The following is a 26,653-nucleotide window of genomic DNA, read 5'->3' on the forward strand; positions in this document are numbered from 1 at the left end:
TGAGAGGAAGGCCTCTGCGAGGATGTGACTCGTGGGGGCCTTCCTTGTGGAGACCTGCTACCTCACCAGCCTTGCGAGGAGTGTGGTGAGGTCGGCCACGAACTGGAGCCAGGGGCGGGCCCGCTCGGCCCGCCGTCCGATCCTGCGTGCCAGCCCGGCCCGCCTGTTCTCCCGCTGCCGGAGCACTTTGTCCCGCACCCGCTGTAAGGCCTTGATCCGCCTTGGTCCCGTACGCCTACGTCGCCTCATGGCGAGACGCTAGCCGGGTGGGGCGCGGGGTCGCAGGCACCGGGATCGACAAAGCGGTACGGCGGTTATTGGGGGTAACACTGAACTCCTCACCCGGAGTTGTCGTCCACCGATCGGTGGACGGCAAGTTCAACCGAGTACCCGTGTCCCTCAACTTCCCTGCTCAGCCAGGCTTTTGGGCATGAACTCATTCACTGTGCGTGCGGCGCGCTGGAGCGCTCGGCACCCTTGGCGGGCCATCCTCGGCTGGCTGGTGTTCGTGGTGCTGTGCCTGGGAATCGGCAGCGTCGTCGGCGTCAACAGCGCCAAGACGGCGGACTACCGGGTCGGCGAGGCCGGCCGAGCGGAGGCCATGGCCGCCGAGGGGCATCTGGAGCGCCTGTCCACCGAGCAGGTGCTGATCTCCGCCCGGTCCGGCACCCTCGACCGGCCTGCCGCCGAGGCCGCCGCGAAGGATCTCACCGCCCGGATGAGGCGGTTGCCGGACGTCGCGGGCGTCGCCGAACCACTGCTGTCCGAGAACCACGACATCCTCATGGTCGAGGTGTCCATCAAGGGCGAGGAGCGGGATGCCGATGCCAAGGTCGACGCGCTCGTCGCGCAGACCAGGGCTGTCCAGAAGGCCCACCCGCGGCTGCTGCTCCAGGAGACCGGAAGTCCCTCCACCAGCAAGGGAGTCGACGATCAGCGCGACAGCGATCTCGCGCTCTCCGAGAAGATCACCCTGCCGGTCACGCTGTTGACCCTGCTGCTCGTCTTCGGCTCGCTCACCATGGCCGCCGTGCCGCTGCTGCTCGCGCTGTCGTCGATCGCGGCGGCGGTCGGGCTGTCGATGGTGACCTCGCACCTCTCCCCCGACACCGGGGTCGGCACGAACGTCATCCTGATGATCGGCCTCGCGGTCGGCGTCGACTACACGCTCTTCTACCTCAAGCGGGAGCGCGAGGAGCGGGCCCGCTCCGGCGGCCGGCTCGGCTCCGAGGCGCTGGTGGAGCTGGCCGCGGCGACCTCGGGCCGCGCGGTCGTGGTGTCCGGGCTCGCGGTCGTGGCCTCCACGGCGACGCTGTATCTGGCCTCGGACGTCATCTTCTCCTCGCTCGCCACCGGCACCATCGTGGTCGTCCTGGTCGCCGTGGCCAGTTCGCTGACCGCGCTGCCCGCGCTGCTCGTCCTCCTCGGGAAGCGCGCCGAACGCAGGGCCGCGCGCCGGGCCGAACGTGGAAAGCCCGTACGTCGCCGGGACGGTGACGGCGGCGGCCGAATATGGGGCGCGCTACTGCGACCCGCGAGCCGCCATCCCCTCGCCACCCTCTGCGTCTCGGTCCTCGCGCTGCTCGCCCTCGTCACCCCGCTGGCCGGGCTGAAGATCACGGAGATGAGCCGGGACACGCACTCCCGAGAGATCCCCGCCATGCGGGTGTACGACCGGCTCAACGAGGCATTCCCCGAGCAGCGGGTGACGCACCAGGTCGTCGTCCGCGCGGATGCCGCACGCTCCGGAGAAGTCACCGCGGCGCTGCGCAAACTGACCGAACTCACCGACGCCGACCAGCTGTTCGCCGGAGCGTCGCGCATCCGGACCTCCGCCGACCACCGCACCAGCACACTGGAGCTCAAGGTCCCCCATCTCGGCAACTCGGACGAGGCGTACGACTCCCTCGACCACCTCCGCGACGACTACCTGCCCGCCACGCTCGGCCGGATCGACGGCGCAGAGTACGGCGTCAGCGGTGACGTCGCCCGGTACACCGACTATCCCGCCCACCAGAACAGCAAACTCCCGCTGGTTCTCGGAGCGTTGCTCCTGGTGACGTTCGCGATGACCGTGTACGCGTTCCGCTCGGTGGTGCTCGGTCTGATCGGTGTCGTACTGAACCTGTTGTCCGCCGCGGCGGCGCTCGGGCTGCTCGTCCTTGTCTTCCAGGGGACCTGGGCCGAGGGGCTGTTGGACTTCCACTCCACCGGGTCGATCGGCTCGCGCGTTCCGCTCTTCCTCTTCGTCATCCTCTTCGGGCTGTCGATGGACTACCAGGTGTTCGTGGTGAGCCGCATCAGGGAAGCCGTGCTCGCGGGCGTACCGACACGGCAGGCGGTACTCGACGGGATCCGCAGGTCGGCGAGTGTGGTGACCAGCGCGGCCGTAGTGATGACGACGGTCTTCACGAGCTTCGTCTTCCTCCACATCATCGAGATGAAGCAGATCGGTTTCGTGCTCGCGGCGGCCGTACTGCTCGACGCCTTCGTCGTCCGGATCATGATCCTGCCGTCGGCGATGCTGCTGCTCGGCGAGGCGAGCTGGTGGCCCTCGCTCGGAGTACGGCGGGCGGCACGGACTCCGGATCACGCAGCCCCCAAGTTGCCGGTGGTCGACGTACGTTGATCGGTATGACTGCTCTTGCCGGGCCGATGGCCGACGCCTTCTGGGCCACGTCGCTGCGACGCTGGAACACGGTGTGCTGGGTGCTGTTCGCCGCCATGGCGGTCGGGCTGGTCGCGATCGACCGGCCCGGCGGGAGCAAGTACGCGGCGCTCGCCCTGCTCGGCAGCGTGGTGCTCTGCTACGCGGCCCTGGACCGCTTCCCCGACAACCCCGTCGTACGGCCACACGTCTACCTCTCGGTGCTGGTCCTCGCGCTCGGTGGACTCGCCTATCTGCGCGGCAACTACGCGGCCCTGTTCATGGTGACGCTGCCGCACTACTGGATGTTCGGGCGGACCCCGCGTGTCTCCATGGGGTTCCTGGGGCTCGCCACCGCTGGGACACTGACCGGGAGCGTGCTGCGCCAGGGCAGCTGGACGGTGCAGTTCTTCAGCGAGACTCTCGTCTCCACAGTGATCGTCGTCGCCGTGGGCGTGCTGATCGGCCTGTGGGCGCACTCGGTCGTCGCGCAGAGCACCGAACGGGCCGAACTGATCGTCGAGTTGGAGCGGACGCAGGCCGAGCTGTCCGAGGCGCACCAGCGGCAGGGTGCGGCGGACGAGCGGGAGCGGATGGCGCGGGAGATCCACGACACGCTCGCCCAGGGCTTCGCCTCGATCATCGTGCTCGCGGAGGCGGCCCGCGCCGGCATCGAGGGCGACCCGGCGCGCAGTGCCCAGCAGCTGCGGTCGATCGAGTCCACCGCACGCGAAAACCTTGCGGAGGCACGGGAGTTGGTCGGCTCAGGCGCCCAAGGAGGCCAGGCAGCGGCCGGTTCGGTGGCCGGGACGCTGCGCCGTACGCTCGACCGCTTCGCGGAGGACACCGGGCTCGCCGTCGACGCCGACCTCGCGGACCTCGACTGCGACCAGCAGAGCAGGATCGCCCTGCTGCGCTGCACCCAGGAGTCCCTGGCCAACGTACGCAAGCACGCCCGCGCCTCGACGGTCGGCGTGGTGCTGGCCCGGCAGCAGTACGGCGTGGAGCTGGAGATCACCGACGACGGGACCGGATTCGTGGTGGATGAGTCGACGGGCTTCGGGCTCGACGGGATGCGCAAACGGCTGGCGGAGCTGGGCGGGAGGCTCACAGTGACGAGTTCGGTGGGCGACGGGACACGCGTCCTCGCGGTGATCCCCGTCGCGGACACGGAAGGCACGGAGAGCACCGAGGGCACGGAGGCCGCGGAGAGCGCCGCGGGCACGGAGAGCGGGGCGACGGCATGAGCGGCACGGCACTGCGCATCGTCGTCGTGGACGACCACACCGTGATGCGGGCCGGGGTCGTCGCCCTGCTCGCCGCCGAGGACAGCATCGAGATCGTCGGCGAGGCGGGCGACGGACGCGCCGCGCTCGAACTCGTCGAGCGGTACGACCCCGATCTCGCGCTCGTGGATCTGCGGATGCCCGTGCTCGACGGGGTCGCGACGACCGCCGAGATCGTCGCCCGGTATCCGCGCACCCGGGTGCTGATCCTGACCACGTACGACACCGACGCGGAGATCGAGCACGGGGTGGAGGCCGGCGCCATCGGTTATCTCCTCAAGGACACCACCCGCGAACAGCTGGTCGACGCCATCCACGCGGCGGCGCGCGGCGAGACGGTGCTGGCGCCCCGGGTCGCCGCGAAGCTGGTCGCCCGGATGCGGCAGCCCGCCCCGGTGCCGCTCACCGCCCGCGAGGTGGACGTCCTGAACGCCGTCGCCGACGGTCTGACGAACGCCGAGATCGGGCGCCGCCTGGTCATCGCGGAGGCCACGGTGAAGACACATCTGCTGCGCCTGTTCGCCAAGCTCGATGTGAACGACCGGACGCGGGCGGTGGTGGTCGCGATGGAGCAGGGGCTGTTGCGAAGGCCCTGAACTCCCCTACTCGCACGGCACGTTCAGCGACAGCAGAGCGACCTCCCGGTCCATGACGCGTAGTTCGCTGACCGCCGCGTTGCGCAGTCGTGGGAAGACACGGCGGTACTCGCCGAGCGGGATGGAGAGGAAGGAGCACAGCACCAGGCGGAGGAGGGTGTTGTGGGCGACGACCAGGACGCGTTCGCCGGGGTGGGCGGCGGCGATGCGGTGCAGGGCGTGCGCGCCGCGGGCGGCGGCGGTGCGGGGGTCCTCCGCCTCTGGGAAGGGGTACGACACCGGGTCGGCCCGGAACGCCTTCGCGCGCTCCGGGTTCTCCGCCTCGAACTCGGCGAGGGTACGGCCCTCGACGACCCCGAAGTCGCATTCGCGCAGGGCCGGTTCGCGGTGCGGGGTGAGACCGAGGGCGCGGCAGGCGGGGTCGGCGGTGGCGATGGCGCGGGAGACGGTCGACGTCCAGATCGCGTCCACCGGGTGCGCGGCGGCCCAGCGGCCGAGGGCCTCCGCCTGGGCGCGGCCCTCGTCGGTGAGCGGGACGTCACTGATGCCGGCGTAGCGGTTCTCGGCGTGCCAGACGGTCTGCCCGTGCCGGGCCAGGAGCAGGGTCGCACTGCGGCTCGTAGTACTCATGAGCCCGCAGTATCCAGGTCCAGTCGGGCCCGCGCGTGCCCCGCAACGGAAGCCGGCAGCCAGCCGCGCGCCTCCAGCTCGTCGAGCAGCCGGGCGTACGGGTCGGCGAAGGCCGCCGTGCGGGCGGGGCGCGGTTCGAGGACCGTACGGACGTGGACCATGCGGTCGGCGGCGTCCGCGAGGGTGGCGGCGGCCCCCATGCCGTACGCCGTCAACGCGGCCATGCCCAGGGCGGGTTCGGTCTGTTCGGGGACGCGGGCGGGGCGGGCGAGGATGTCGGCGCGGAGCTGGTTCCAGTACGGGCTGCGGGCGGCGCCGCCGGTGAAGGTGAGCGGGCCGTCGAGGGGGGCGCCGAGATGGTGCAGGTAGTCGAGGCAGAGGCGTTCGGTGAGGGCGACGCCCTGGAGGAGCGCGGCCCACAGGTCGGCGTCGGAGGCGGGCTCGCCGAGGACGAAGGCGGTGGCGTCCGGGGCGAGGAAGGGAAAGCGTTCGCCGGGTGAGGTGAGGGGGTAGGCGAGGACGGACGCGGGCTCGAAGGCCTGGGCGGCCTGGTCCATCGCGGCGGGCGAGGCGTCCGGGAAGTACGCCGCCAGCGCGCCCGCGCCGACGCTCGACGCACCGCCCGGCAGCCAACTCCCGTCAGGTGCCCTGTGGTTGTAGACCACGCCGGACGGGTCCCGCACCGGCTGCGACGCGGCGCCCTTGAGGACGAGCGTCGTCCCCAGCACCGAGTTCCAGGAGCCCTCGCGCAGGGCGCCCGAGGCGATCTGGGCCGCGCAGCCGTCCGTCATTCCGGCGACGACCGGGGTGCCGACGGGGACGTCCACCACGACGAGGTGGACGAGCTGCTCGCCGCAGCCCCGCCCGGCGCGAACGGCGTCCGCGTGCTCCCCTACTTCGCCCCCTCCGGCGAACGCGCCCCCTTCGTCGAGCCCCGCCTGCGCTCCGAACTCACCGGCGTCTCCCTGGAGTCCACCCGCGGCGACCTGATCCGCGCCACCTGCGAGGGCATCGGCTACGCCGCCCGCCACTGCCTGGAGGCCGCGGGCCTGACGGGGTCCCTGGCCGTCTGCGGCGGCGGCACGCGCAGCCCCGCGTGGATGCGACTCCTCGCCGACGTGCTCGGGCGGCCGTTACGGGTCGTGGAGGGCGCGGGGGGCGGTGCTCGCGGCGGCGGCGCGGTACGGGGTCGCGCTGGACACGTCGGCCTGGACGGAGCCGACGGGGGTCGTCGAGCCGGACGCGGGGCGGGCCGGGTACTACGCGAAGGGGTACGAGGAACATCTGGCGCGGTTGACGGAGGCACGGGGCAGGACGCGACAGTGATTCTTTCGCCCCCGCCGCCCCTTTTAGGGGCGCGGGGAACTGCGCAATCTTTTAGACCAGCCCCCACCCACCCGCAGGCGACAAACGGGGGCGGGCGGGGGATCGCGGGGCGAAGCCCCGCGCCTTCAGGGGCGCGGGGAACTGCGCGAACGGCCCCCACCGTCCCGCAGCCGACACACAACCGAACGGGGTCGAAGGGGCGGAGCCCCAGAGACGACAGGAGGTACTGATGCGGACGCGCAGTCTGGACTGCCCGACCTGCGGCACCATGCAGGATTTCCGGCTTCTCACCGACAAGGAGAAGGCGGCGATCCGTTCGAAGAAGGGGGACCGCCATCAGGTGGACAACCTCTGGCGCTGCACCGCCAAGGGCTGCCTCTCGTACTACCGCCACCTCAACAAGGGCGACCGCGGCGTCCTCCCCGAGGAATTCCGCGAGGAGAAGGCCGCCGAGGAGTGAGACCTACAGGTTGCTGAAGTCCGGCCCCGCCGTGCGCGTGCGCTTGATCTCGTAGAAGCCCGGTACGGAGGCGACGAGCAGGGTGCCGTCCCAGAGCTTGGCGGCGTCCTCGCCCTTGGGGGCGGGGGTGACGACCGGGCCGAAGAAGGCGATCTGCTCGCCGTCGGCGCCGGGGACGGCTATGACGGGGGTGCCGACGTCCTGGCCGACCTTCTCGATGCCCTCCTTGTGGGAGGCGCGCAGCTCGGCGTCGAACTCGAAGTCCTCCTGGTCGGCGTAGTCGAGCAGGGAGGCGGGGAGACCGACCTCGTCGAGCGCGGCGGCTATCGCTTCCTTGGTCGGGCCCTCGCCCCCGTTGTGGAAGCGGGTGCCGAGCGCGGTGTAGAGGGGTCCGAGGACGTCGTCGCCGTGCTTCTGCCAGGCGGCGGTGACCACGCGTATCGGCTGCCACGCCGTGGTGGCCAGCATCTCGCGGTACTGCTCGGGCAGCTCGTCCAGCTTGGGCTCGTTCAGCACGGCGAGGCTCATGATGTGCCAGCGGACCTCTATGTCCCGGAGCTTCTCCACTTCCAGGACCCAGCGCGAGGTCATCCAGGCCCAGGGGCACAGCGGGTCGAACCAGAAATCGACAGGGGTCTTGCCTGAACCGGTCTGACTGATCTGCGCGGTCTGAGCGGTCTGCTCGGGCATGGCTCTCCTCGGAAAGTGGTCTTTCCCGAGCCAACACCGACGCTCGCCCGCACCATTCCCGTACGCCCGCCGGCAATCTCACGTGCCCGGCGGCAAACCGTCGGCAATCTCACGCGCCCGTCGCCATTCCCGGTGCCCGCTGTCAGGGGCGCATGGCAGGATCGGTCCTGTTCACACGCATGTGTTCATGCCTGTCCACGACGCCACGAGGGAGTGCAGCCCGTGCCCGGTGAGAATCTGTCCCGCGACGAAGCCCAGGAGCGGGCGGCGCTGCTGTCCGTCGACAGTTACGAGGTCTCCCTCGACCTGCGCTCGGCCGTCGGGGACACGGATCCCGATGCGGCCGCCGCCGCGCCGCGCACGTTCCGCTCGGTCACCACCCTCCGCTTCCGCTGTGCCGAGCCCGGCGCCGCGAGCTTCGCCGATCTGATCGCGCCGAGTGTGACCTCCGTCTCACTCAACGGCAAGGACCTCGACCCCAGCGAGGTCTTCGACGGCTCCCGGATCCGGCTGGAGGACCTCGCCGCCGACAACGAACTCGTGGTCGACGCCCAGTGCGCCTACTCCCGCACCGGCGAGGGCATGCACCGCTTCGTCGACCCGGAGGACGGCGAGGTGTATCTGTACACGCAGTACGAGCCCGCCGACTCGCGCCGCGTCTTCACCAACTTCGAGCAGCCGGACCTCAAGGCCCCCTTCCGCTTCGAGGTACGGGCCCCGGAGGGCTGGACGGCCTGGAGCAACGGCGTCGGTGAACTCACGGACGGCGTCTGGCAGTTCGCCGAGACCAAGCCGATCTCGACGTACATCACGGCGGTCGCGGCGGGCCCGTACCACTACGTGACCGACTCCTACTCCCGCACCTTCGACGACGGTACGACGCTGGAGATCCCCCTCGGCGCGATGTGCCGCAAGGGCCTGGCACCCCACTTCGACTCCGACGACGTGTTCCTGGTGACCAAGCAGGGGCTGGACTTCTTCCACGACCACTTCGACTACCCGTACCCGTTCGGGAAGTACGACCAGGCGTTCGTCCCCGAGTACAACCTCGGCGCGATGGAGAACCCGGGTCTCGTCACGTTCCGCGAGGAGTTCATCTTCCGCGGCAAGGTGACGCAGGCGTCGTACGAGAGCCGGGCGAACGTCATCCTGCACGAGATGGCGCACATGTGGTTCGGCGACCTCGTCACCATGGAGTGGTGGGACGACCTGTGGCTCAAGGAGTCCTTCGCCGACTTCATGGGCGCGTTCTCGCTGGTCGGCGCGACCCGCTTCAAGGACGGCTGGATCACCTTCGCCAACCGCCGTAAGGCGTGGGCGTACCGCGCGGACCAGCTGCCGTCCACCCACCCGGTCACGGCCGACATCCGCGACCTCCAGGACGCCAAGCTCAACTTCGACGGCATCACGTACGCCAAGGGCGCTTCGGTACTGAAGCAGCTGGTGGCGTACGTCGGCCAGGACGCGTTCCTGGAAGGCGCCCGCCGCTACTTCAAGCGCAACGCGTACGGCAACACGCGCCTCGGCGACCTGCTGTCGGTGCTGGAGGAGACGAGCGGGCGGGACATGGCCGCCTGGTCGAGGTCCTGGCTGCAGACGGCCGGCGTCAACTCCCTTACCCCGCAGGTGATTCTGAGCGCGGAAGCCCGGATCACGGAGCTGGCCGTGTTGCAGGAGGCCGCCGAGTCGCACCCCGAACTGCGCCCGCACCGCGTGGCGGTGGGCCTGTACCGGCGTACGCCGGACGGTGCCCTTGAGCGGTACGCGCGCGCCGAGGTGGACGTGCACGGCCCGCGCACGGTCGTCGGGGAACTGATCGGCGCCGAGGCCCCGGACCTCGTCCTGGTCAATGACGACGACCTGACGTACTGCAAGATCCGTTTCGACGAGAACTCGCTGGCCACGCTGCGGGAGCGACTCGGCGAGATCACCGACCCGCTCGCCCGCGCCCTGTGCTGGTCGGCGCTGTGGAACCTCACCCGCGACGCGCTCATGCCCGCCCGCGACTTCATCGACCTGGTGCTGCGATTCGCGGGACGCGAGTCCGACATCGGTGTGCTCCAGATGCTGCACGCCTGGGCGAACTCGGCGCTCACGCACTACGTGGCCCCCGACTGGCGCACGGAGGGCGGACGCCTGCTCGCCGAGGGCGCGTTGAAGGAACTGCGGCTCGCCGAGCCGGGCAGCCAGCACCAGCTCACCTGGGCCCGCTTCTTCGCCGCGGTGGCCTCCGGCGAGGCCGATCTCCAGCTGCTCCAGGGCCTGTTGGAGGGCACCGCGAAGATCGACGGACTTGAGGTCGACCAGGAGCTGCGCTGGGCGTTCCAGGAACCGCTGGCGGCACACGGCGTGGCCGACGAGCAGGCCCTGGCCGCCGAACTGGCCCGCGACGACACGGCATCCGGCAAGCGCCACCAGGTCCGCTGCCTCGCCGCCCGCCCCTCGGCCGCCGTCAAGGCCCAGGCCTGGGCCGCCGTGGTCGAGTCCGACTCCCTCTCCAACGCCCTCGTCGAGGCGACCATCGCCGGCTTCACGCAGCCGTCCCAGCGGGAGCTGACGGCGCCGTACACCGCGAAGTACTTCGCCGCGATCGAGCGCATCTGGGCCGACCGCTCCATCCAGATCGGCATGGACGTGGTGAAGGGGCTGTTCCCGTCCCTCCAGGACTCCCAGGAGACCCTGGACGCGGCGGACACCTGGCTGACCGCCCACGAGAACGCGGCCCCGGCACTGCGGAGGCTGGTGCTGGAGGCGCGGGACGATCTGGCTCGGGCGCTGCGGGGGCAGGCGTGTGACGGGGTGGCTGCGGCCGGCTAACACGTGCCTGTGGGGGGCGCCGGTTCCGCCGGCGCCCCCACGCGTATCCGCCGGCGCCCCACGGGTCCGATGATCCCCTCGCGGATCCGATGATCCCCTCAGGATCCGGCGGTTACGAAATACAGGTATTCAGAGCCGTAACCCCTATTACGCCCCATCCGGACCAGCGCCTTTCGGCAGTCGAACGCCCGTACTTTAGTGCTGGCTTGTCCGGATTTGTCGACGGGCGTGTAACAGTGGTTAGAGGGCGGACCGGGCGCGGAAAACCCCCGGTCATGAACCACAACACCCCGCTCTCCCACACCCCCCGCACCCTCCGCCACCTGTCCGACGTACAGCGCCGGGTCCTGACCACCGCCCAGCTGCGCGCCCACGGCGTGACCACCGCCGACACCAACGAGCAGTGCCGGCCGGGCGGTCCCTGGCAGCAGCTGCTCCCCGGCGTCTTCCTCCTCCACCCCGGCCCGCCCACCTCCGAGGAGCGCCTGCACGCGGTCCTGCTGTACGCCGCCCGCTCCCCCGTTCCCGTCCCGGCGGCGGCCATCCCCGCCCAGCCGGGCGCCGAGGAGCCGCACGCACCACAGCCGTACGCGGACGCCCTGATCACCGGCCTCGCGGCCCTCACCCTGCACGGCTTCTCCTCGGCCCCGCCTCTCCTCTCCCTCGACAAGATCGACGTCCTGGTCCCCCGCCTGCGCCGCCTCCGCTCACACGGCTGCGCCCGCATCGTCCGTACGCCCTCCCTCCCCGCCCCCGCGTTCGTGACCGGCGTCCCGGTCGCCCCCGTCCCCCGCGCCCTCGCCGACGCCGTCGCGGAACTGGCCGACGCGGGCGCCGTACGCCGACTGCTGACCGAGGCGGTACGTAACGGCCACTGCGAACCGGCCGCGGTCGTACGGGAATTGACGGCGGCCCGGCTGCTCAGCCGCACCCACGTGGTGGACGCGGTCGACTCACTGCTGGCGGAGGGCAGGGCGATCGCGGAGGACCGCCTGCACCGGATGGTCCGCGAGTACGGCCTCCCGGACCCGGTGTGGAATGTCGATCTGAGGTTGCCGGGCGGCCCCCACCTGGGCGGCCTGGACGCCTACTGGCCGGAACAGGCGGTCGCGGTCGAGCTCGACACCCGCGTCCCCCGCCAGGACGAGGACGCGCTCTGGTCGGAGTACGCCCGCAAGCGCGAGGTCCTGGAGCGCCTCGGCATCACGGTCGTCTACATCACCCCCAAGAAGCTCCGCGACACGATGGAACAGCAGGCCACGGTCGTACGCACCGCCCTGATGGCGTCGAACGACCGCGATCCGGCGGCGTACGTGGTGGTGCTGCCCCGGTAGTGACGGACCGGGTCGGTATCAGGAGGGGAGGGAAGGGGCTCGCGGGTGATCTCGCGGGCCCTTCTCACATGTCGCACGTCGGCGGCGTTGTCAGTGGCCCGCTCTACTGTGGGCGGAACAGGAGCCACGACGATCAACCCGACGAGCCACCGACGAGCAAGACGTGAGACAGGAGAGCCCCATGACGACTCTGCCCAACCGGCCGAACACCGCGCTGCTCGTGGTCGACGTACAGAAGGGCGCGGTGGACGGCTCCCACAACCGCGACAGCATGATCGCGAACATCAACACCCTGGTCGACAAGGCCCGCGCGGAGGATGTGCCGGTGATCTGGGTCCAGCACTCCGACGATCATCTGAAGCGGGACAGCGAGGCCTGGCAGTACGTCCCGGAGCTGACCCGCCACGACACGGAACCCCTCGTCCACAAGCAGTACGGCGACTCGTTCGAGGCTACGGAGCTGGAGGAACTGCTCTCCGAGCGCGGCGTAGGACGACTCGTCGTCACCGGCGCCCAGACCGACGCCTGCATCCGCGACACCCTCCACGGCGCCTTCGTCCGCGGCTACGACGTCACCCTGGTCGGCGACGCCCACACCACGGAGGACCTCACCGAGTACGGCGCCCCGACCCCGGAGCTGGTGGTCGCCCACACCAACCTGTACTGGGACTGGCAGAGCGCGCCCGGGCGGCGTGGGGAGACGGTCGACACGGCGAAGGTAACGTTCACGGCGGACGTCGCCAGCTAACAGCCTGTACGTGGTGGCGGGGGTGCGGCGAGCCGGGCCCGTACGGTCTTGCCGACGTCGGCGCGATGGAACCAGCCGAGCTCCCGGGTGAGCTGACGCACGACGAGAAGCCCCCGTCCGCTCTCGCCTTCGGGTTCGGGTTCGGCGGTGATCTCGGGAAACGCCCGCACGGGGTCCGAGACCTCGACGACCAGCCCTCGGTCCTCCAACTCGGCCAGCCGAAGCCATAGTTCATGCCCGACGACCCTGCCGTGCCGTACGGCGTTGGCGACCAGCTCGGAGACGACGAGCACGGCGTCGTCGATGTCTCCGGCCCACTGCCACATGGTCAGCCGACGGCGGGCTTGGAGCCGGGCGAGGCGGACGCTTCGGAGAGTCATGGGGTAGCCCATGGACCAGTCGTGGGTGAGGAGGGTGGGGGGTTGAGGGTTGGGCATGGGGGTCCCTTTCGCTCCGAGGTCTCCCAACCACCGTGACGGCAGCACGCGTTCTACTTCAATCGAAACTCGCCTGATTAATCAGGCGAGAGGTAATTGGACTATGCCCAGTTCTGCACAACCGGCCGCACGCAGCGCACACGAGATGTAACACTCTGCTCACGACGCGAAGGGACACGCACTACCGCACAAGGACGGTGCACATGGCGGCCAAACGTGGGCGGACCGCTCAGCGACTGGAACTCGGACTTCAACTCCGCCAGTTGAGAGAGAGCTGCGGACTCGGCGACCGAGGCGGAGGCTTCACACGCAAGCAAGCGGTGGTTGGGCTACGGATCTCCGAGGCCTCGTTGCAGCGGATCGAGTCCGGGAACCTCAACTTCCGCAACGTCGGCGATCTGCGGAAGCTGCTGGAAAAGTACGCGGTCACCGACGGGGAGGTCGTCGAGTCGCTGATCAACCTCAACCGGGAGTCCAACTACCAGGACTGGCTTACGCAGTACCGGGGGCTCATGCCTGCGGGGATGCCGGGCTTCGTCGGACTTGAGCCGGAGGCACGCGGCATGAAGGCGTATCACCCCACGGTGGTGTACGGCCTGTTGCAGACCGAGGGGTACGCGCTGGCGACACATGAGGCGCACAAGCCGATCGAGGAGTACACGACGGCGTTCATCCGCAGTAGCGTCGAGCTGCGAATGAAGCGCCAAGAGGTACTCACCCGGGAGAACCCCGTCAAGCTGCACGTCATCCTCGGCGAAGCCGCACTGCGATACCCGGTGGGCGGCGCGGACGTGATGCGCGGACAGTACGCGAGGATCGATGAGTTGTCGGGTTGGGACCACATCACCATCCAGGTCCTGCCCTTCCGCCGGAGCTATCGCTCGACCAACGACTTCGCGATCCTCGACTTCGGCAACGCACTGCCGCCGCGCGTACAGACCGACAGCGCCTGGGGCTCCGTATCCACCTCGGACAAGCCTCGTGAAGTCGACCGGTTCCACCGCCGGTTCGACGCCATGGCAGCATCAGCACTGCCGCCCGAGGACACCCCCGAGTTCCTGCACCGACTAGAACGAGAGCTGTAGGCCGATGCCCACTCACCCCTCCGCCCTTGAACTCGCCCCCGAGCAGGCCTGGTTCAAGTCATCCTTCAGCGACCCGGGCCAGAACTGCCTCGAAGTCGCCGACCTGCCCCTCAAGGGGATAGGTGTACGCGACTCCAAGAACCCGTCGGGCCCGGCCCTCCTCGTGCCCCCCACCGCCTGGACGACCTTCGTCACCCACATCCGAGATCAGATGTGAGCCCACACCTGACGGACGGGGTGGCCCAGGGCGCCGGCCAGGGCGCCGGCCAGGGCAGCCAACTCCTCGTCGGCAAACCGCCCGCGCCCGGGATTCCAAATGGCGATCTCGAAGCGGGCGAACCCGCAGGGCCAGTCGTAGTCCAGCGCGTCCAGTGAGGTCCCCGCACCACAACACGGGACGTCCACCACAAGGGTCGCGAAGCCGTCGTCGTGGGCCTCGACAAGATCCCGCCACCACTCGGTGTCAAGCGATGGGCCGCACTCCGGGCACCCGATCCTTTCGAGGTTCTGCCCGCAGTCGACGACGGCGACCCGCTCATGCCAGGTGACTTCGAGATCGTCCTCAATCCCGTTGAGGGTCTCGGTCACGAGGCCCTCAACGACTGCGACGGCACGCTCGGCCGCAGCCTGGTCGGGCTGCCAGCGCGGGTCGGTGGGAATGACGGAGAGGATGTCATCACTCACGGTTTCACAACTGCCATCCAGTCTCGGGAAACTGCTCAAACAACGAGGTCAGGGACGACGCCTGATGAACGGCGGAGGACCAGTCCTCGGCACCGACGTCAAGCAGAACCAGCGAGGGTGGGTCCTGACGGAAGTCGTAAGTGAGGAACTCGCGGCTTCCGTCCCCGCCGATGACGACAGCACCGGGGAAGCGCGTCTGGAAGTAGCCCGCGTCATTGATGTCGATGACTTCGTCGATGGAATCAATCACCAGGTAATCGCCCACAGGCTCGACGAACCGGCTCATGCTCCCCTCCGTGCTCATGAAGCGCCTGTAGTCCAGGGGGAACTGCACTCCGAAGTGACGCTCGGCGTGGGCGAGTTGATCGTCATTCGCGTTCTCAGCCGGAACTACCACGTCATAGTCCACGGGAATGCAGGTTTCATGGTCCCTCGATGCTGGAGATCTGCTGTTGGGTCATCTCTCAACTCGCGGTCACCTTCCAGGGTTTCGTCAAAGTGCAGCCTCGGTCGGCTTGTCCGGTTCTATGGTGACGCTGCAGATGCTGCCCTGGATCGAGAACGCCGTGCGACGCCACCACGTCCTGTGCACTCGGCTCAGACGTGCTGCATCCAGATATTGGGCTCCGTATAAGTGCCCTGGTCAGCGGACTGGTCGACCCGTAGCAGGCTCAGCCCTCCCGGGATGACGTAGTCACCCGTCTCTGGGAACACCATGCCGGTCCACTGCTCCCACTCGGCGATCGTGCCGGTCATGGTCTGCGACTGGGGAGCCGCCGCGAGAATTCGGGCGCCCAGACGCTGGTGGGTGCGGATCCATGGATCGAGGGCCATGCCGTCCTCGCGGGTCCACCCCATGAACGCCTCGACCGACGCCAGCGGGTAGCGCGCCTTCAACGTCGGGCGCACCGGCGCGATAACCCGTGGCCATCCGGCGCCCTCGGCGAGCCGACGCAGTGCGTTGAGCATCTCCCCGGCCAGGCCGCGCCCCTTGAGTGACGGCGTAACGATCGCCCCACAGATCACCAGAGTGTCGGGTTCGACGCCCTGCTCTCGGCCCTCGACGGCACGGATGATGGCCTGGGTGTAGCCGGTGGGGAGCGTTTCGGTCCGCCCGTCCCACCGGATCGGTATACCCCAGCCGGATGCGACCGGCAGGCCGCGCTCATCCACCAGCGTGAGATCGAGGTCGGCGAACCACTCCCTGATCCTGCCGATGTACTGCTTAGCCAGCTGATCGGCGGTGATGAACTCCGGGAAACCCTCACTGAAGAGCTCGCGCAACTGCTCATCAGGCCACGTACGTACATCTGTTCGCTCAACAATCAATGTCACGGGCCCGTTTATAGCGCACCCTCCACAGGCCGAGCGAGGAAGTTCAGCCCCCATGGCTTCGGCAGAGTCGCCTGACGATTCGTGATCATGCGAGTCCGAGGAGCGCGAGGGGACGGCGAGGTTGCGCCAGGTCGCCATCGCACGGGGTGCGTTGCCTGTTCGCAGCTGGGAGGCGTCCTCGGCAAGGGTGGTGTACCGGATGTGGTGCAGGGCTTCCACCTGCCAGTGGTTACGCACGAGTGAGGCCAGTTGCGCGGGGTGGCCTGCTCGATGGTGAGGCTGGTGACGGCGTAGATGGTCTTCACGGCACGTGACCTCGTTCGTCTTCTCGTGCACGTCCAGCTGGGCCAGGACCAGGCCCGTTGTGTGGTCCAGGGCGGCGAGCAGGTGGATCTTACGGCCTTTGGCCCTGGCCGCCCCTCGCAGGATCTTGCCGTCGACCGCGAGGGCGCGCAAACGGCCTGCGGTGCCGGAGCGGTGGTCTGCGAGCCAGCGGCCCACGGCCTGGTCCAGGACATCGCCGTCGATCCGGGCCAGCAGGCGGCGGGCCTGTTATCGAACCAGTGTTCCGGACTGTACGTACCTCAGCCCTGTACGCCGACGGAGCCAAAGCCCTCGGCAGTGGGGCCGAGGCCATCAGCTCCGCCAGCGGATGGAAGGCCAAACTCGCCTTCGGGTAACTCGCGTACCCCGCTACTCCCCTACTTGCCGCAGAACTCCCCCTCAATCACCGCATCACTGTCCCCCGACCAGTCCCCGTTGAAGTTGAAGGAGAGCGAGTGGCGGCCGTCCGCGGTCGTCACCGACGACGACGTCGAGCCGTGGATGCCACCGTCATGGCCCCAGACGTGGACCCCGCAGCTCAGCTCGCGGTCGATGAGGCCCAGGCCGTAGCCGGCGTTCGGGATCTCGTCGACCTTGACCGTGGTCTTCATCTCCTTGAGCTGCTCGGGCGGGAGGAGCTTGCCCCGGAGCAGGGCCGCGTAGAAGCGGTTCAGGTCGGAGGAGTTGGAGATCATCTCTCCGGCCGAGGACGCCAGGGACGGGTTCAGTTCCGTGGCGTCGTACGTCGGGCCCGTTGTCGACTCGGCGAGCTTCGAGTACGCGCGGCTGCTGGGGTGCGGGACCGTCACCCTCGTGCCGGGGACCGATGTCGCGTGCAGGTTCAGGGGGTCGATGATGCGGTGGCGGATCTCCGAGGCGTACGAGTGGCCCGTGACCTTCTTGATCACCATGCCGGCCAGGACGTAGTTCGTGTTCGAGTAGCTCCACGACGTGCCCGGCGCGAAGACCGGCTTGTGGGTCATGGCGATCGCGACCAGTTGCTCCGGGGTCTTCGTGTCGAAGCGGTGCTTGAAGAAGCCGTCCTTCAAGAAGTATGTGCGGCCGAAGTCCTCGTCGGCCGTGTAGTTGAAGATTCCGCTGGTGTGGTTGAGGAGCTGGCGGATGGTGATCTCGCTGCCGTCGTGGCCATGGCCCCGCACCACGCCCGGAAGCCACTTGTCCACCGTGTCGTCCAGCGACAGGCGTCCCTCCGCCTCCAGTTGGAGCAGCACCGTGGAGACGAAGGTCTTGGTGATGCTGCCGACGCGGTAGCGGTCCGCCGTGGAGCGCGGGGCACCCGTCGACAGGTTGCCGACGCCCGTCGTCGCGGACCACTTGCCGTGCGTGTCCTTGGCCGTTGCCGTCACGCCCGGCACGCCGTCCTGCACGGCCGCCTCCATGGCCGTGCGGGTGGCGGTGTGGTCCGCTCGGGCGGGCGCCGCCATCGCCGGTCCCGCCAGCGTCGCCGCCACCACGACCGCGGTCGCGCCCACCAGCCCCGCACGCCCCGTACGCCCCGCCGTTCCCGTACGCCCGGCCCATCCCGTACGTACCCTCATGTCTTCCCCCTTCTCACCGTTCTCGCCGTTGAGCTTGGTCACGGGGAGGGACCTGAGAGACGTACGCGAAGGTTGCCTGACCTTGTGCCGGTTGAGTGGTTTTCAGCCCTTCTTCAACACCAGCTCCGTGTTGCGGTCCCGCGACGACCCCGACAGGTCCGTACGGGCGCCCGGCGCGTTGAAGGACAGTTCGCGGTAGAGCGCCGCCAGGCCCGTCTGGGTCAGGTCGGTGAAGTCCGTGGCGTGCGGGGCGGCGGACTCGATGAGGGTGGTGAAGAGGGAGAGGGTGCCGTCCTTGTTGTCCACCAGCTCGATGACGCGGGCGAGTTGGGGGAAGTCGACGTGGGAGGCGGTGCAGATCTCCCAGAAGGAGCGGTTGCCGGGGGCGGCGTGCGGGATGATCTCGTTCTTGTGGGTGTGGCCGTTCACCCAGGCCAGGACGTTGCTGAAGCTGGCGAGGAGGGCGATGACGTCGTCGCCGCCGTGGCGCTTCTCGGCGGGGTGGGCGGGGTCGGCGTGGCCGTTGTCCATCGTCTTGCTGGTGTGGTGGCTGAAGACGATGACGTACGAGTCCTTGTTCTCGCGCAGCGTCTTCTCCAGCCAGCGCAGCTGGGCGGTGCCGATGGAGCCCGTGTAGTGGCCGCCAGGGTCGGTGGTGTCGAGGCTGACACCGATGACGTCCTCGGCGATGCGGAACGTGTAGTACTGGGTGCCCGCGGCGAGGTTCGCGGAGGAGTAGCCGTGGCCGAGGGGGCCCGGGCCCGTGTTGGCCGGGTCGAGGTGGGCCTTCAGGTACTCGGCGGGGGTGAACGGAGCGCGGTTCTCGTCCGGCGTGACCGAGCGCATGTCCCGGGCGTGGGCCTTGAGCAGGTCCCGGAACTCCTTGCCCTTGGGGCTGGTGCCGTTCTTGATGGACTTCTGGAGGGCGGTGCACTCCGAGGCGGGCAGCGACATCAGCTTCTTGCCGCCGACGGCGAAGTCGGTGAGGTACGAGTCGCCGCGTGAGCCGTAGCAGCCGAGCGGGAGCGCGTCGTGGTTGCCGACGGTGGAGTACCAGGGCAGCTTGAGGCCGGGGCTTCGCAGCTCGCGGATCGCGGCCTCCAGGAAGCCCTCGATGCGCGGGAAGCCGAGCTGCTTGTCGGCGTCGCGCAGGGCCGCGTCGGGCTGCCAGTACGTCTTGAGGCCGCTGGCCTGGACGCCCTCGTAGTGGCGCGGGTCGCCGCTGTTGGGGGTGATCCGGCCGCCGCTCATCACCTTCAGGAACCACTCCAGTTCTGTTTTGGAGTTGTTGTCCGTGTTGTCCCCGGTCGTCATGACGAAGTGCAGGGGGGAGCCGGTGACGGGGGCTCCGCGCAGCGAGTTGACCCGCTCGATGAGGGAGACGGCGCCCGCGACGGTCAGCGTCTCCTGCGGACGCCAGGCGCTCTTGTTCTGGGAGCGCAGGTACTCCAGACGCAGCGGGTGCTGGGCGTCCACCAGGTGCAGGTCGGTGAGCTGCACGAACGCGGCGAGCGTGGTGCGGCGGTCGGCCCGGCCCGACTTGGCGGAGGCCAGCTCGTCGCGTACCAGCCGCTTCCAGCCGGGGCCGTCGCCCAGCCGCCGGTAGCCGGAGGAGCCGGAGCGCGGGGCGGCGACGCCGCGCAGGGTGGTGCCGCGGGTGTAGGGGGCCAGCTCGGCGGGGGCCAGTGGGCTCACCCCGCTCGCCCCGGCGCCGTTGTGCGCGAGGGAGTCGGCGACGGGTGCCTGGCCCGGCGTGGCGGCATGCGCGGCGGAGTCCGGGCGCAGGGCGAGACCGATCCCTGCGGAGAGGGACACCGCTCCGGTGGCGGCGAGCAGGGTGCGGCGGTTGAGGGCGGGTACGGCGGCGACAGAGCGTATGCGCGACATGGCGCGGTCTCCCCGAGTGCTAACGCGTCGGCAGTGGTCGCGGGGCGCTCGGCTGGCGAACTTCCCGCTCATACTGGATCGTTGGCACCGGGGATGACCTGCACGTTAACTCGGCCGCAACGGCCAACGCCGATCACCGTACGTGGATCTTGGACCACCCTGCGCGTCCACGGACACCTCTCCGAACGGCCGGGAGGCGGTCACTCCTTGTTCACTTTTCGGGGTACTGAACCTGAATCCGGCCCGCCGTGGCGCTCACGTCACGGGTTGGCGGGCGAGTACTCGGGCGCCGACCAGCGCAGGGGGCTGGCCGTCGGCGACTCGATGACTTCCGTGAGCGTGAAGCGGACGGTTCGCTCACCGTCCGGCGCGTACTCCGTGCGGGCCTCGCCCGTCAGCTGGAGCGTCGTCCCCGTCCGCCAGTCCAGGAACAGCAGCCCGGCCCGCGGGTCCGCCACCAGGTTGCCGAGGGTCAGGAACATCGAGTTCCCGGGGTAGTCGCGCCACCACAGCTCGTACGGTGATGCGACGTGGACGAAGCCGGGGTTGCCGCCCCGGTGACTCGCCTCGGCCCCGTGCGCGTGCACCGTGGCGAGGAAGAAGGTGTCGGCGGTCTCGATGAACTCCCGCTGGGAGGGGGAGAGTTCGGTGTCGCGCCGGGGTGCGTCCGGCGTGCGCTCGGCGACCGTCTCGTAACTCTCCCTCTTCTGGAGGTACTTCGGGCAGTTGGCGAAGACCTGGTCGGCCTCGACCGCGAAGCCGCGGGGTGTCGGGCGGACCCGGCCGTTGAGGCGCATACGGCGCCGGGTGCGCGGGTCGAGCGCGAGGGTGCCGACGGGGGTGCCGGGCACGGAGAGCGCGGGGGCGAGGGGGTCGGCCGGCGGGAGTCCGCTCGTGACCGAGATCTGGCGGGGGCCGGTGGCCCGTACGAAGCCGGGTGCGCCGGTGAGCAGCGAGGCCCAGACCGCGCCACCGCCCGGGGCGCCGACGCCATCAGGGACGTCGACACGGCCCGATTCCGCGCCGCCGACGATCAGCATCGGCTGGAGTTCGAGGAAGGCGGCCGCCACCGGCCGGATGCCCTGCCCGATGGCCTGCCCTACGTGATCGGCGAGGTCGCGCACGCCGACCCGGTCCTGCACGGCGCGCGAGCCGGAGTGATACGTCACGACGCCATCTCCTCTCTATCTCTCGAAGAAACCGCAGGTCGGCATCTCTAGAAGAAACCGCAGGTCGGCGCAGCTGCCGACGGTGCCGGCGCCTCCTCCACGCCGCTCGGCGTGTAGATCTCCAGCCGCGTGCCGTCGGGGTCGTGGAAGAAGATCCCGCCCGACGCCGAGCCCTCGCGGTGGGCGACCACTCCCTCGTACGCGAATTCGACGCCGTAGGCACGCAGGGCCGTCTCGTACTCCCTGACCTGCTCGACGGAGTCGACTTCGAGGGCGAGGTGGTGCAGGCCGGCGCGGGCGTTGTCGTACGAGCCCTGCGCCTGCTGCCAGAGCGTGAGCACCGGGCGGCCGTCTCCGGCGAGGGAGCCGAGGAACGCGTACCGCCGCTCCTCCTCCTCCTTGCCCTCGCCGATCACCCCGAAGCCCAGGACATCGCGGTAGAAGCCGAGCGAGCGGTCGAGGTCGGTGACGTTCAGGCCGATGTGGCCGGTGCGCGGAGTCATGACAGTCCCCTTTGTCGATCCTGTCGATATCTGTCCATGGCTGCCCCCAGTCGAGGGCTAACCTCTGTAATCGACATTAGAGGTTAGAATCGTGAAGCGCAACCGGTCACATACCCTTGAGCGGTTAGCAGCGAAGGGAGCTCCGCCATGTCCACCACCCCCGACCCGCGTCCGCTCACCGGGGAGCCGGTCGCGCTCGACCTGCTCAACACCCGCTGGATGCATGAAGGGGCCGTGCGGGATCTCCTGACGGACACCGAGGGGCTCGCGGTGTGGCTGGCGGCGAACGGGCTCGATTTCCCGGCCGACGACACCGTTCTGCGGCACGTACTCCAGGCCCGGGACGCCCTGCGCGCCGCCGTCGACGGACCACAGGAAGAACCGGAAGAGTCGGAAGAGCCGGAAGAAAGCGAACCCCTGGCCGACACGGCCGCCGCCCGCGTCGACGCCGTCCTCGCCCACGGCCGCGTCCGTCTCACGCTGACCGCCCGCGGCCCGGGCGAGAGCCCCGAGTTCAGCGACCCGTCCTGGGGCCCGGCGTGGCTCGCGGCCCGCAACTATCTGGAGCTGCTGGACACCGCCCCGGACCGCATCCGCCGCTGCGCCCACGACGCGTGCATCCTGCACTTCTTCGACACCTCGCGGAACGGCACCCGCCGCTGGTGCTCGATGGCGGCCTGCGGTAACCGCGCGAAGGCGTCCCGCCACTACGCGCGCACGAAAGAGAGTTAAGTCGACACATAGGGTTATCCCTACCGACTGATATCTCCCGCCATAGCCCGCTATCACCGGCGTGACGCATGGCGGAAGTACGCCATGACTTCATCCCGCCTCGGTCAACTCTCCCCAAACAACTGCCCCTTAGGTAAAGCTGAGCGGTCATCCGGGTCCACATACCGGACTGACGCGATCGGGTCCCGAAATGACCGTCGGGGGCCGGTCGCTCCTCGCTCGTTCCTTTACCTACAAGGGATGCAGATGATCTCCGACCCTCAGCGCACTCCGATATCGGGCGCGAGACGCGTGGCCCGGATAGCCGTGGCCGCGGGCCTGGTGGCCGCGCTCTCCGCGGCCGGGCCGATACCCATGGCCTTCTCCGCGGACTCCGGCACTCCGGCGGCCGACCCGGGCACCAAGTCCGCGGCCGCCAAGCTCGGTTCGTCCGACGCCGACCTTCTCGCCGAGGCCAAGGCCAACGGCGACAAGAACGTCACGATGATGATCGCCACCGCTCCCGGCCAGACCGAGCAGGTCGCCAAGGAGCTGGACGCGGTCAAGGGCGGCTCCGTGGGCCGTACTTACGACAAGCTCGGTTACGTCAGGGCGACCGTCCCCACCGGCAGGGCCGACTCGGCCATCGCCGCCGCCGCGAAGCTGTCCTCGGTGCACGGGATCGACCTGCGCCAGGAGATCGCGCTGGACGACCCGACGCCGAGCGCCGACACGGCGAAGAGTGCCAGCAACGCCTCTACGGCCGCCGCCACTTACTCGGGCCCGTCCAAGAGCACGCCCGCCGAGAACCCGTACAACCCGTCCTTCGAGACGGGCGCCGTCGACTTCGTGAAGGACCACCCGAAGGCGGACGGCCGGGGCATCACCATCGGCATCCTCGACTCCGGTGTCGACCTGGGCCACCCCGCGCTCCAGAAGACCACCACCGGCGAGCGCAAGATCGTCGACTGGGTCACCTCGACCGACCCGATCCTGGACAGCGACGCGACCTGGCGCCCGATGGTCACCGCGGTGTCCGGGCCCACCTTCACGTACAGCGGCAAGACGTGGACGGCGCCCGCGGGCTCGTACGAGATCAGCACTTTCCGGGAGTCCGCGACGACGGGCGGCGACGCCAAGGGTGACGCGAACCGCGACGGTGACACCACCGACGCGTGGGGCGTGCTCTACGACGCGACGGCCGGCACGGTCACCGTCGACCTGAACAACAACAACGACTTCACCGACGACACGCCGATGAAGCCGTACAAGGACGGCTACCAGATCGGCTACTTCGGTACCGACGACCCGACGACCGACGTCGTCGAGCGCCAGCCGTTCGTCGTGGAGATCCGCAAGGACGTGCCGATGGACCCGTACGGCGGGTCCTGGGTCGGCAAGAAGGCCGACTTCGTCAACATCGGCGTCATCGAGTCCGAGCACGGCACGCACGTCGCGGGCATCACCTCCGCGAACGGCCTGTTCGGCGGCAAGATGAACGGCGCGGCTCCGGGCGCGAAGATCGTCTCGTCCCGCGCCTGCACCTGGACCGGCGGCTGCACCAACGTCGCGCTCACCGAGGGCATGATCGACCTCGTCGCCAACCGTGGCGTCGACATCGTCAACATGTCCATCGGCGGTCTGCCCGCTCTGAACGACGGCAACAACGCGCGCGCCGAGCTCTACACGCGTCTCATCGACACCTACGGTGTCCAGCTGGTGATCTCCGCGGGCAACTCCGGCCCCGGCGCCAACACCATCGGCGACCCCGGCCTGGCCGACAAGGTCATCTCGGTCGGCGCGGCCATCTCCAAGCAGACCTGGGCGTCCAACTACGGCTCGCAGGTGGAGAAGAAGTACGCGCTGCTGCCCTTCTCCTCGCGCGGCCCGCGTGAGGACGGCGGCTTCACGCCGACGCTGACCGCGCCCGGCGCCTCCATCAACTCCACCCAGACCTGGCTGCCGGGCTCCCCGGTCGCCGAGGCGGGCTACTCGCTGCCGGCCGGCTACTCGATGCTCCAGGGTACGTCGATGGCGTCGCCGCAGGCCGCGGGCGCGTCCGCGCTACTGCTGAGCGCCGCCAAGCAGAAGGGCATCGCCCTCACCCCGGCGACCCTGCGCACGGCCCTCACCTCGACCGCCGACCACATCAAGGGTGTGCAGGCGTACGAGGAGGGTGCGGGCCTCATCAACATCGTGGACGCCTGGGACTCCATCAAGGACGGCGCCACCGCTCACGACTACACCGTGAAGGCGCCGGTCGACACCGCGATCGACTACGCCCTGAAGACGCCGGGCTTCGGCACGGGCCTGTACGACCGCGAGGGCGGGCTCAAGGCCGGTGACAAGAAGACGTACGACATCACCATCACGCGTACGTCCGGCGCCGACAAGGCGATCCGCCACGAGCTGTACTTCGAGAACAACGCCGCCGGCACCTTCAGGATCGTCGGCTCGGACGAGGTCAAGCTCCCGCTGAACCAGCCGGTGACGGTCAAGGTCCAGGCCGCCCCGAAGTCGGCCGGTCTCAAGAGCGCGATCCTTGAGGTCGACGACCCGAAGACCGAGGGCGTCGACAAGCAGATCCTGTCGACGGTCGTGGTCTCGGCTCCGGTCAAGTACACGTACTCCGCGTCGAGTTCGGTGCAGCGCAACAGCAGCCAGTCGTACTTCGTGACCGTCCCCGAGGGCGCCAAGTCCCTTGAGGTCGCGATCGGCGGGCTGGCGGACAAGAGCCAGACCCGGTTCATCGCGATCCACCCGTACGGCGTTCCGGTCGACAACACCGGCACCCCGTACTGCTACCCCAACTACCTCGACGGCAACGGCTGCAAGCCCGACGTGCGTTCGTACGCGGACCCGCAGGCCGGCGTCTGGGAGATCGAGGTCGAGTCGCGCCGTACGTCGCCGCTGCTCGACAACCCGTACAAGCTGGACGTCTCCGTGCTCGGCGCGGCCTTCGACCCGGCCGTCGTGACCGTCCCCGAGGCCAAGGTCGGCACCCCGGCCACCGCCTCCTGGAAGGTGACGAACAACTACGCGGCGATCGACGGCACCCTGAAGGGCGGCCCGCTCGGTTCCTCGCTGACCGCGCGTCCGACCATCGCGGACGGCGCCACGCAGACGACCACGGTCGAGGTGCCCGCGGGCGCCACGTCCCTGAACGTCGCCATCGGCAATGTCTCCGACACGGCCGCCGACCTCGACCTGACGGTGAAGAACGCCGCCGGGACCGTGGTCGGGACGTCCGCGGACGGTGACTCCGAGGAGGCCGTGACCATCGCGTCGCCGGCCGCCGGGACGTACACCATCGAGGTCGCGGGCTACTCGGTCCCGTCGGGCTCGACCGCGTACGACTACCAGGACGTGTTCTTCTCGTCCGCGCTCGGCACGGTCACGGTCGACGAGTCCTCGCCGGTCAAGCTCGGCACGGGCGACTCGGCGACGGTCTCCGGCTCGGTCACCGCGCTGGCCGCGGCCCCCGAGGGACGCGAGTTCTTCGGCCAGGTCCAGCTGGTGAACGCGCGCGGCACGGTCGCGGGCCTCGGCAGCGTGAAGATCGAGAAGGTCACGCCGTAACCTCGTGACCTGTACGGCAGTGGGGCGGGCGTCCGGACACCGGGCGCCCGCCCTTTCGCCTGTCCGGTCTCACTCCTCACAGTCCAGAGCACGGGACTGGGGCAGCGCGTCGACGATCCACCGCCGCTCGGCGGCGATGTCCTTCTTCCCCGTCACCCACTTGTCGGGGACGACCGCGTCGTGCCGGATGGCGACGAGCACCTGCTGTCCCTTGTGCGGGCGCGGGCCGACAGCCTCGTCGAACAGGAAGGTGACCTGGGCCTTCCCCTTGGCCGGCTTGTAGGAGCGGGTCACGTCGAGGGTGATCCGGTCCTGATCGGCGCCGGGGAGCGGCTCGATCTCGGCGACCGTGCCCTCGACGACGAGCCGGGAGCAGGCGAGGTAGCCCGGGGCGCTGAGGGAGGCCCCCGCGCCGTCCTTCGCGTCCGCACCGGACGACTTGGCGGAGTCGTTCGCCCCGCCGGCCCCGCCCTGCACGATGAGCCAGCCCATGCCGACCACCATCAGGGCGACGACGGCCGTGACGAGCGTCCCGAGGGTGACCGCGAGGGCTCCGGGGTGCCGGGAGCGCTGCTTGGGGGCGGCTGCCGGGCGCCGGTTCCTGGGCTGCCTGGTCCCCCTGGACTTCCTCGTCCTCCTGCCCTTGCGGGACGGAGCCGCCTCGGTCGTCTCCGCACCGTCCGCCAACGTGTCCCCGATGAGGGCCAGTTGTTCGCGCAGCAGGGCGAGGTCCGCCGCCGCCGACCGGTGCTCGGCCATGAACTCGGCGTCTTCGTGGGCCCCTTCGGGCAGTGGTTCGTCCGTGATCGCGGCCAGCAGCGCGTCCACACCTTCGTACTCGGCCAC

General features: G+C 69.5%; 23 protein-coding genes and 2 pseudogenes. 12 read left to right on the forward strand and 13 right to left on the reverse strand.

Features of this window, described 5'->3' with window-relative positions; all coding sequences use genetic code 11:
* Positions 1-57 precede the first annotated feature (57 nt).
* Positions 58-249 carry a hypothetical protein gene (locus OG975_RS16610; RefSeq protein ID WP_327428725.1) on the reverse strand — a complete coding sequence of 64 codons (192 nt, stop codon included), beginning with the start codon at positions 247-249 and terminating at the stop codon, positions 58-60.
* A gap of 181 nt (positions 250-430) precedes the next feature.
* Between OG975_RS16610 and OG975_RS16615 the strand changes: the two genes are divergently transcribed.
* Genes OG975_RS16615 through OG975_RS16625 form a run of 3 tightly spaced genes read left to right on the forward strand, consistent with a single transcriptional unit; the run spans position 431 to position 4,529 of the window.
* On the forward strand, positions 431-2,629 hold the full coding sequence (locus OG975_RS16615; protein ID WP_406329979.1) for an MMPL family transporter: 2,199 nt from the start codon (positions 431-433) through the stop codon (positions 2,627-2,629).
* 5 nt (positions 2,630-2,634) lie between these two features.
* Positions 2,635-3,894, forward strand: coding sequence for a sensor histidine kinase (locus tag OG975_RS16620; RefSeq protein ID WP_406329981.1), 1,260 nt, complete (start codon positions 2,635-2,637; stop codon positions 3,892-3,894).
* Positions 3,891-4,529 (forward strand): response regulator, encoded by a 639-nt coding sequence (locus OG975_RS16625; protein WP_406329983.1) that lies wholly within the window; start codon positions 3,891-3,893, stop codon positions 4,527-4,529. Before OG975_RS16620 ends, OG975_RS16625 begins: the two co-directional genes overlap by 4 nt.
* A 6-nt stretch (positions 4,530-4,535) precedes the next feature.
* On the opposite strand, the gene OG975_RS16630 is transcribed toward OG975_RS16625, so the two are convergent.
* Both OG975_RS16630 and OG975_RS16635 read right to left on the reverse strand, forming a co-directional pair.
* Positions 4,536-5,159: a histidine phosphatase family protein gene (locus tag OG975_RS16630; protein WP_406329985.1), complete on the reverse strand. Its 624-nt coding sequence runs from the start codon at positions 5,157-5,159 to the stop codon at positions 4,536-4,538.
* A pseudogene (locus OG975_RS16635) lies at positions 5,156-6,040 on the reverse strand (FGGY-family carbohydrate kinase); the annotation flags it as partial. The pseudogene OG975_RS16635 and the gene OG975_RS16630, both read right to left, overlap by 4 nt.
* On the opposite strand from OG975_RS16635, the pseudogene OG975_RS16640 reads away from it, so the two are divergent.
* Positions 5,981-6,485 (forward strand): annotated as a pseudogene (locus OG975_RS16640) (FGGY-family carbohydrate kinase); the annotation flags it as partial. The pseudogenes OG975_RS16635 and OG975_RS16640 sit on opposite strands and share 60 nt — an antisense overlap.
* A gap of 229 nt (positions 6,486-6,714) precedes the next feature.
* Complete coding sequence (locus tag OG975_RS16645; RefSeq protein WP_406329987.1) at positions 6,715-6,945, forward strand: hypothetical protein; 231 nt, start codon at positions 6,715-6,717, stop codon at positions 6,943-6,945.
* A gap of 3 nt (positions 6,946-6,948) precedes the next feature.
* Here OG975_RS16645 and OG975_RS16650 read toward each other — a convergent pair whose 3' ends face one another.
* Entirely contained in the window at positions 6,949-7,635 is a 687-nt protein-coding gene (locus tag OG975_RS16650; RefSeq protein WP_406329989.1) for a DsbA family protein, read from the reverse strand.
* A 222-nt stretch (positions 7,636-7,857) separates the two neighbouring features.
* On the opposite strand from OG975_RS16650, the gene pepN reads away from it, so the two are divergent.
* The 3 genes from pepN (at position 7,858) to OG975_RS16665 (ending at position 12,534) form a co-directional block, all read left to right on the forward strand.
* Positions 7,858-10,452 carry an aminopeptidase N gene (gene pepN, locus OG975_RS16655; protein ID WP_406329991.1) on the forward strand — a complete coding sequence of 865 codons (2,595 nt, stop codon included), beginning with the start codon at positions 7,858-7,860 and terminating at the stop codon, positions 10,450-10,452.
* 275 nt (positions 10,453-10,727) lie between these two features.
* Positions 10,728-11,786 carry a hypothetical protein gene (locus OG975_RS16660; protein ID WP_406329993.1) on the forward strand — a complete coding sequence of 353 codons (1,059 nt, stop codon included), beginning with the start codon at positions 10,728-10,730 and terminating at the stop codon, positions 11,784-11,786.
* A 181-nt stretch (positions 11,787-11,967) separates the two neighbouring features.
* Complete coding sequence (locus OG975_RS16665; RefSeq protein ID WP_406329995.1) at positions 11,968-12,534, forward strand: isochorismatase family protein; 567 nt, start codon at positions 11,968-11,970, stop codon at positions 12,532-12,534.
* Here the strand turns inward: OG975_RS16665 and OG975_RS16670 are convergent.
* Positions 12,531-12,971: an ATP-binding protein gene (locus OG975_RS16670; protein ID WP_406329997.1), complete on the reverse strand. Its 441-nt coding sequence runs from the start codon at positions 12,969-12,971 to the stop codon at positions 12,531-12,533. The two genes, OG975_RS16665 and OG975_RS16670, sit on opposite strands and share 4 nt — an antisense overlap.
* Positions 12,972-13,174: 203 nt before the next feature.
* Here OG975_RS16670 and OG975_RS16675 point away from each other — a divergent pair, with 203 nt between their 5' ends.
* Together OG975_RS16675 and OG975_RS16680 are read left to right on the forward strand one after the other, a co-directional pair.
* A complete protein-coding gene (locus OG975_RS16675) occupies positions 13,175-14,056 on the forward strand; it encodes a helix-turn-helix domain-containing protein (RefSeq protein ID WP_406329999.1) in 882 nt (293 codons plus the stop codon).
* Positions 14,057-14,060: 4 nt separating this feature from the next.
* On the forward strand, positions 14,061-14,273 hold the full coding sequence (locus OG975_RS16680) for a DUF397 domain-containing protein (RefSeq protein WP_406330001.1): 213 nt from the start codon (positions 14,061-14,063) through the stop codon (positions 14,271-14,273).
* Here OG975_RS16680 and OG975_RS16685 read toward each other — a convergent pair.
* From OG975_RS16685 to OG975_RS16715, 7 genes are all read right to left on the reverse strand, one after another.
* Positions 14,264-14,740: a hypothetical protein gene (locus OG975_RS16685; protein ID WP_406330003.1), complete on the reverse strand. Its 477-nt coding sequence runs from the start codon at positions 14,738-14,740 to the stop codon at positions 14,264-14,266. The two genes, OG975_RS16680 and OG975_RS16685, sit on opposite strands and share 10 nt — an antisense overlap.
* A 4-nt stretch (positions 14,741-14,744) precedes the next feature.
* A complete protein-coding gene (locus OG975_RS16690; RefSeq protein ID WP_406330005.1) occupies positions 14,745-15,149 on the reverse strand; it encodes an SMI1/KNR4 family protein in 405 nt (134 codons plus the stop codon).
* 188 nt (positions 15,150-15,337) lie between these two features.
* Positions 15,338-16,576: a hypothetical protein gene (locus OG975_RS16695; protein WP_406336787.1), complete on the reverse strand. Its 1,239-nt coding sequence runs from the start codon at positions 16,574-16,576 to the stop codon at positions 15,338-15,340.
* Positions 16,577-16,776: 200 nt separating this feature from the next.
* Entirely contained in the window at positions 16,777-17,892 is a 1,116-nt protein-coding gene (locus OG975_RS16700; protein WP_406336292.1) for a serine hydrolase domain-containing protein, read from the reverse strand.
* Between the two features lie 168 nt (positions 17,893-18,060).
* Positions 18,061-19,845: a TIGR03767 family metallophosphoesterase gene (locus tag OG975_RS16705; protein WP_406330007.1), complete on the reverse strand. Its 1,785-nt coding sequence runs from the start codon at positions 19,843-19,845 to the stop codon at positions 18,061-18,063.
* A gap of 260 nt (positions 19,846-20,105) precedes the next feature.
* Positions 20,106-21,014 (reverse strand): pyridoxamine 5'-phosphate oxidase family protein, encoded by a 909-nt coding sequence (locus tag OG975_RS16710; RefSeq protein ID WP_406330009.1) that lies wholly within the window; start codon positions 21,012-21,014, stop codon positions 20,106-20,108.
* Positions 21,015-21,061: 47 nt separating this feature from the next.
* Positions 21,062-21,517 carry a VOC family protein gene (locus OG975_RS16715; protein WP_406330011.1) on the reverse strand — a complete coding sequence of 152 codons (456 nt, stop codon included), beginning with the start codon at positions 21,515-21,517 and terminating at the stop codon, positions 21,062-21,064.
* 147 nt (positions 21,518-21,664) lie between these two features.
* On the opposite strand from OG975_RS16715, the gene OG975_RS16720 reads away from it, so the two are divergent.
* Entirely contained in the window at positions 21,665-22,249 is a 585-nt protein-coding gene (locus OG975_RS16720; protein ID WP_406330013.1) for a CGNR zinc finger domain-containing protein, read from the forward strand.
* Between the two features lie 246 nt (positions 22,250-22,495).
* A complete protein-coding gene (locus tag OG975_RS16725) occupies positions 22,496-25,807 on the forward strand; it encodes a S8 family serine peptidase (protein ID WP_406330015.1) in 3,312 nt (1,103 codons plus the stop codon).
* Positions 25,808-25,876: 69 nt separating this feature from the next.
* Here the strand turns inward: OG975_RS16725 and OG975_RS16730 are convergent, their stop codons facing one another.
* Entirely contained in the window at positions 25,877-26,653 is a 777-nt protein-coding gene (locus OG975_RS16730; RefSeq protein WP_406330016.1) for a hypothetical protein, read from the reverse strand.

Origin of the sequence: Streptomyces sp. NBC_00203 (assembly GCF_045206325.1) — a bacterium.
Classification (GTDB): domain Bacteria; phylum Actinomycetota; class Actinomycetes; order Streptomycetales; family Streptomycetaceae; genus Streptomyces; species Streptomyces lutosisoli.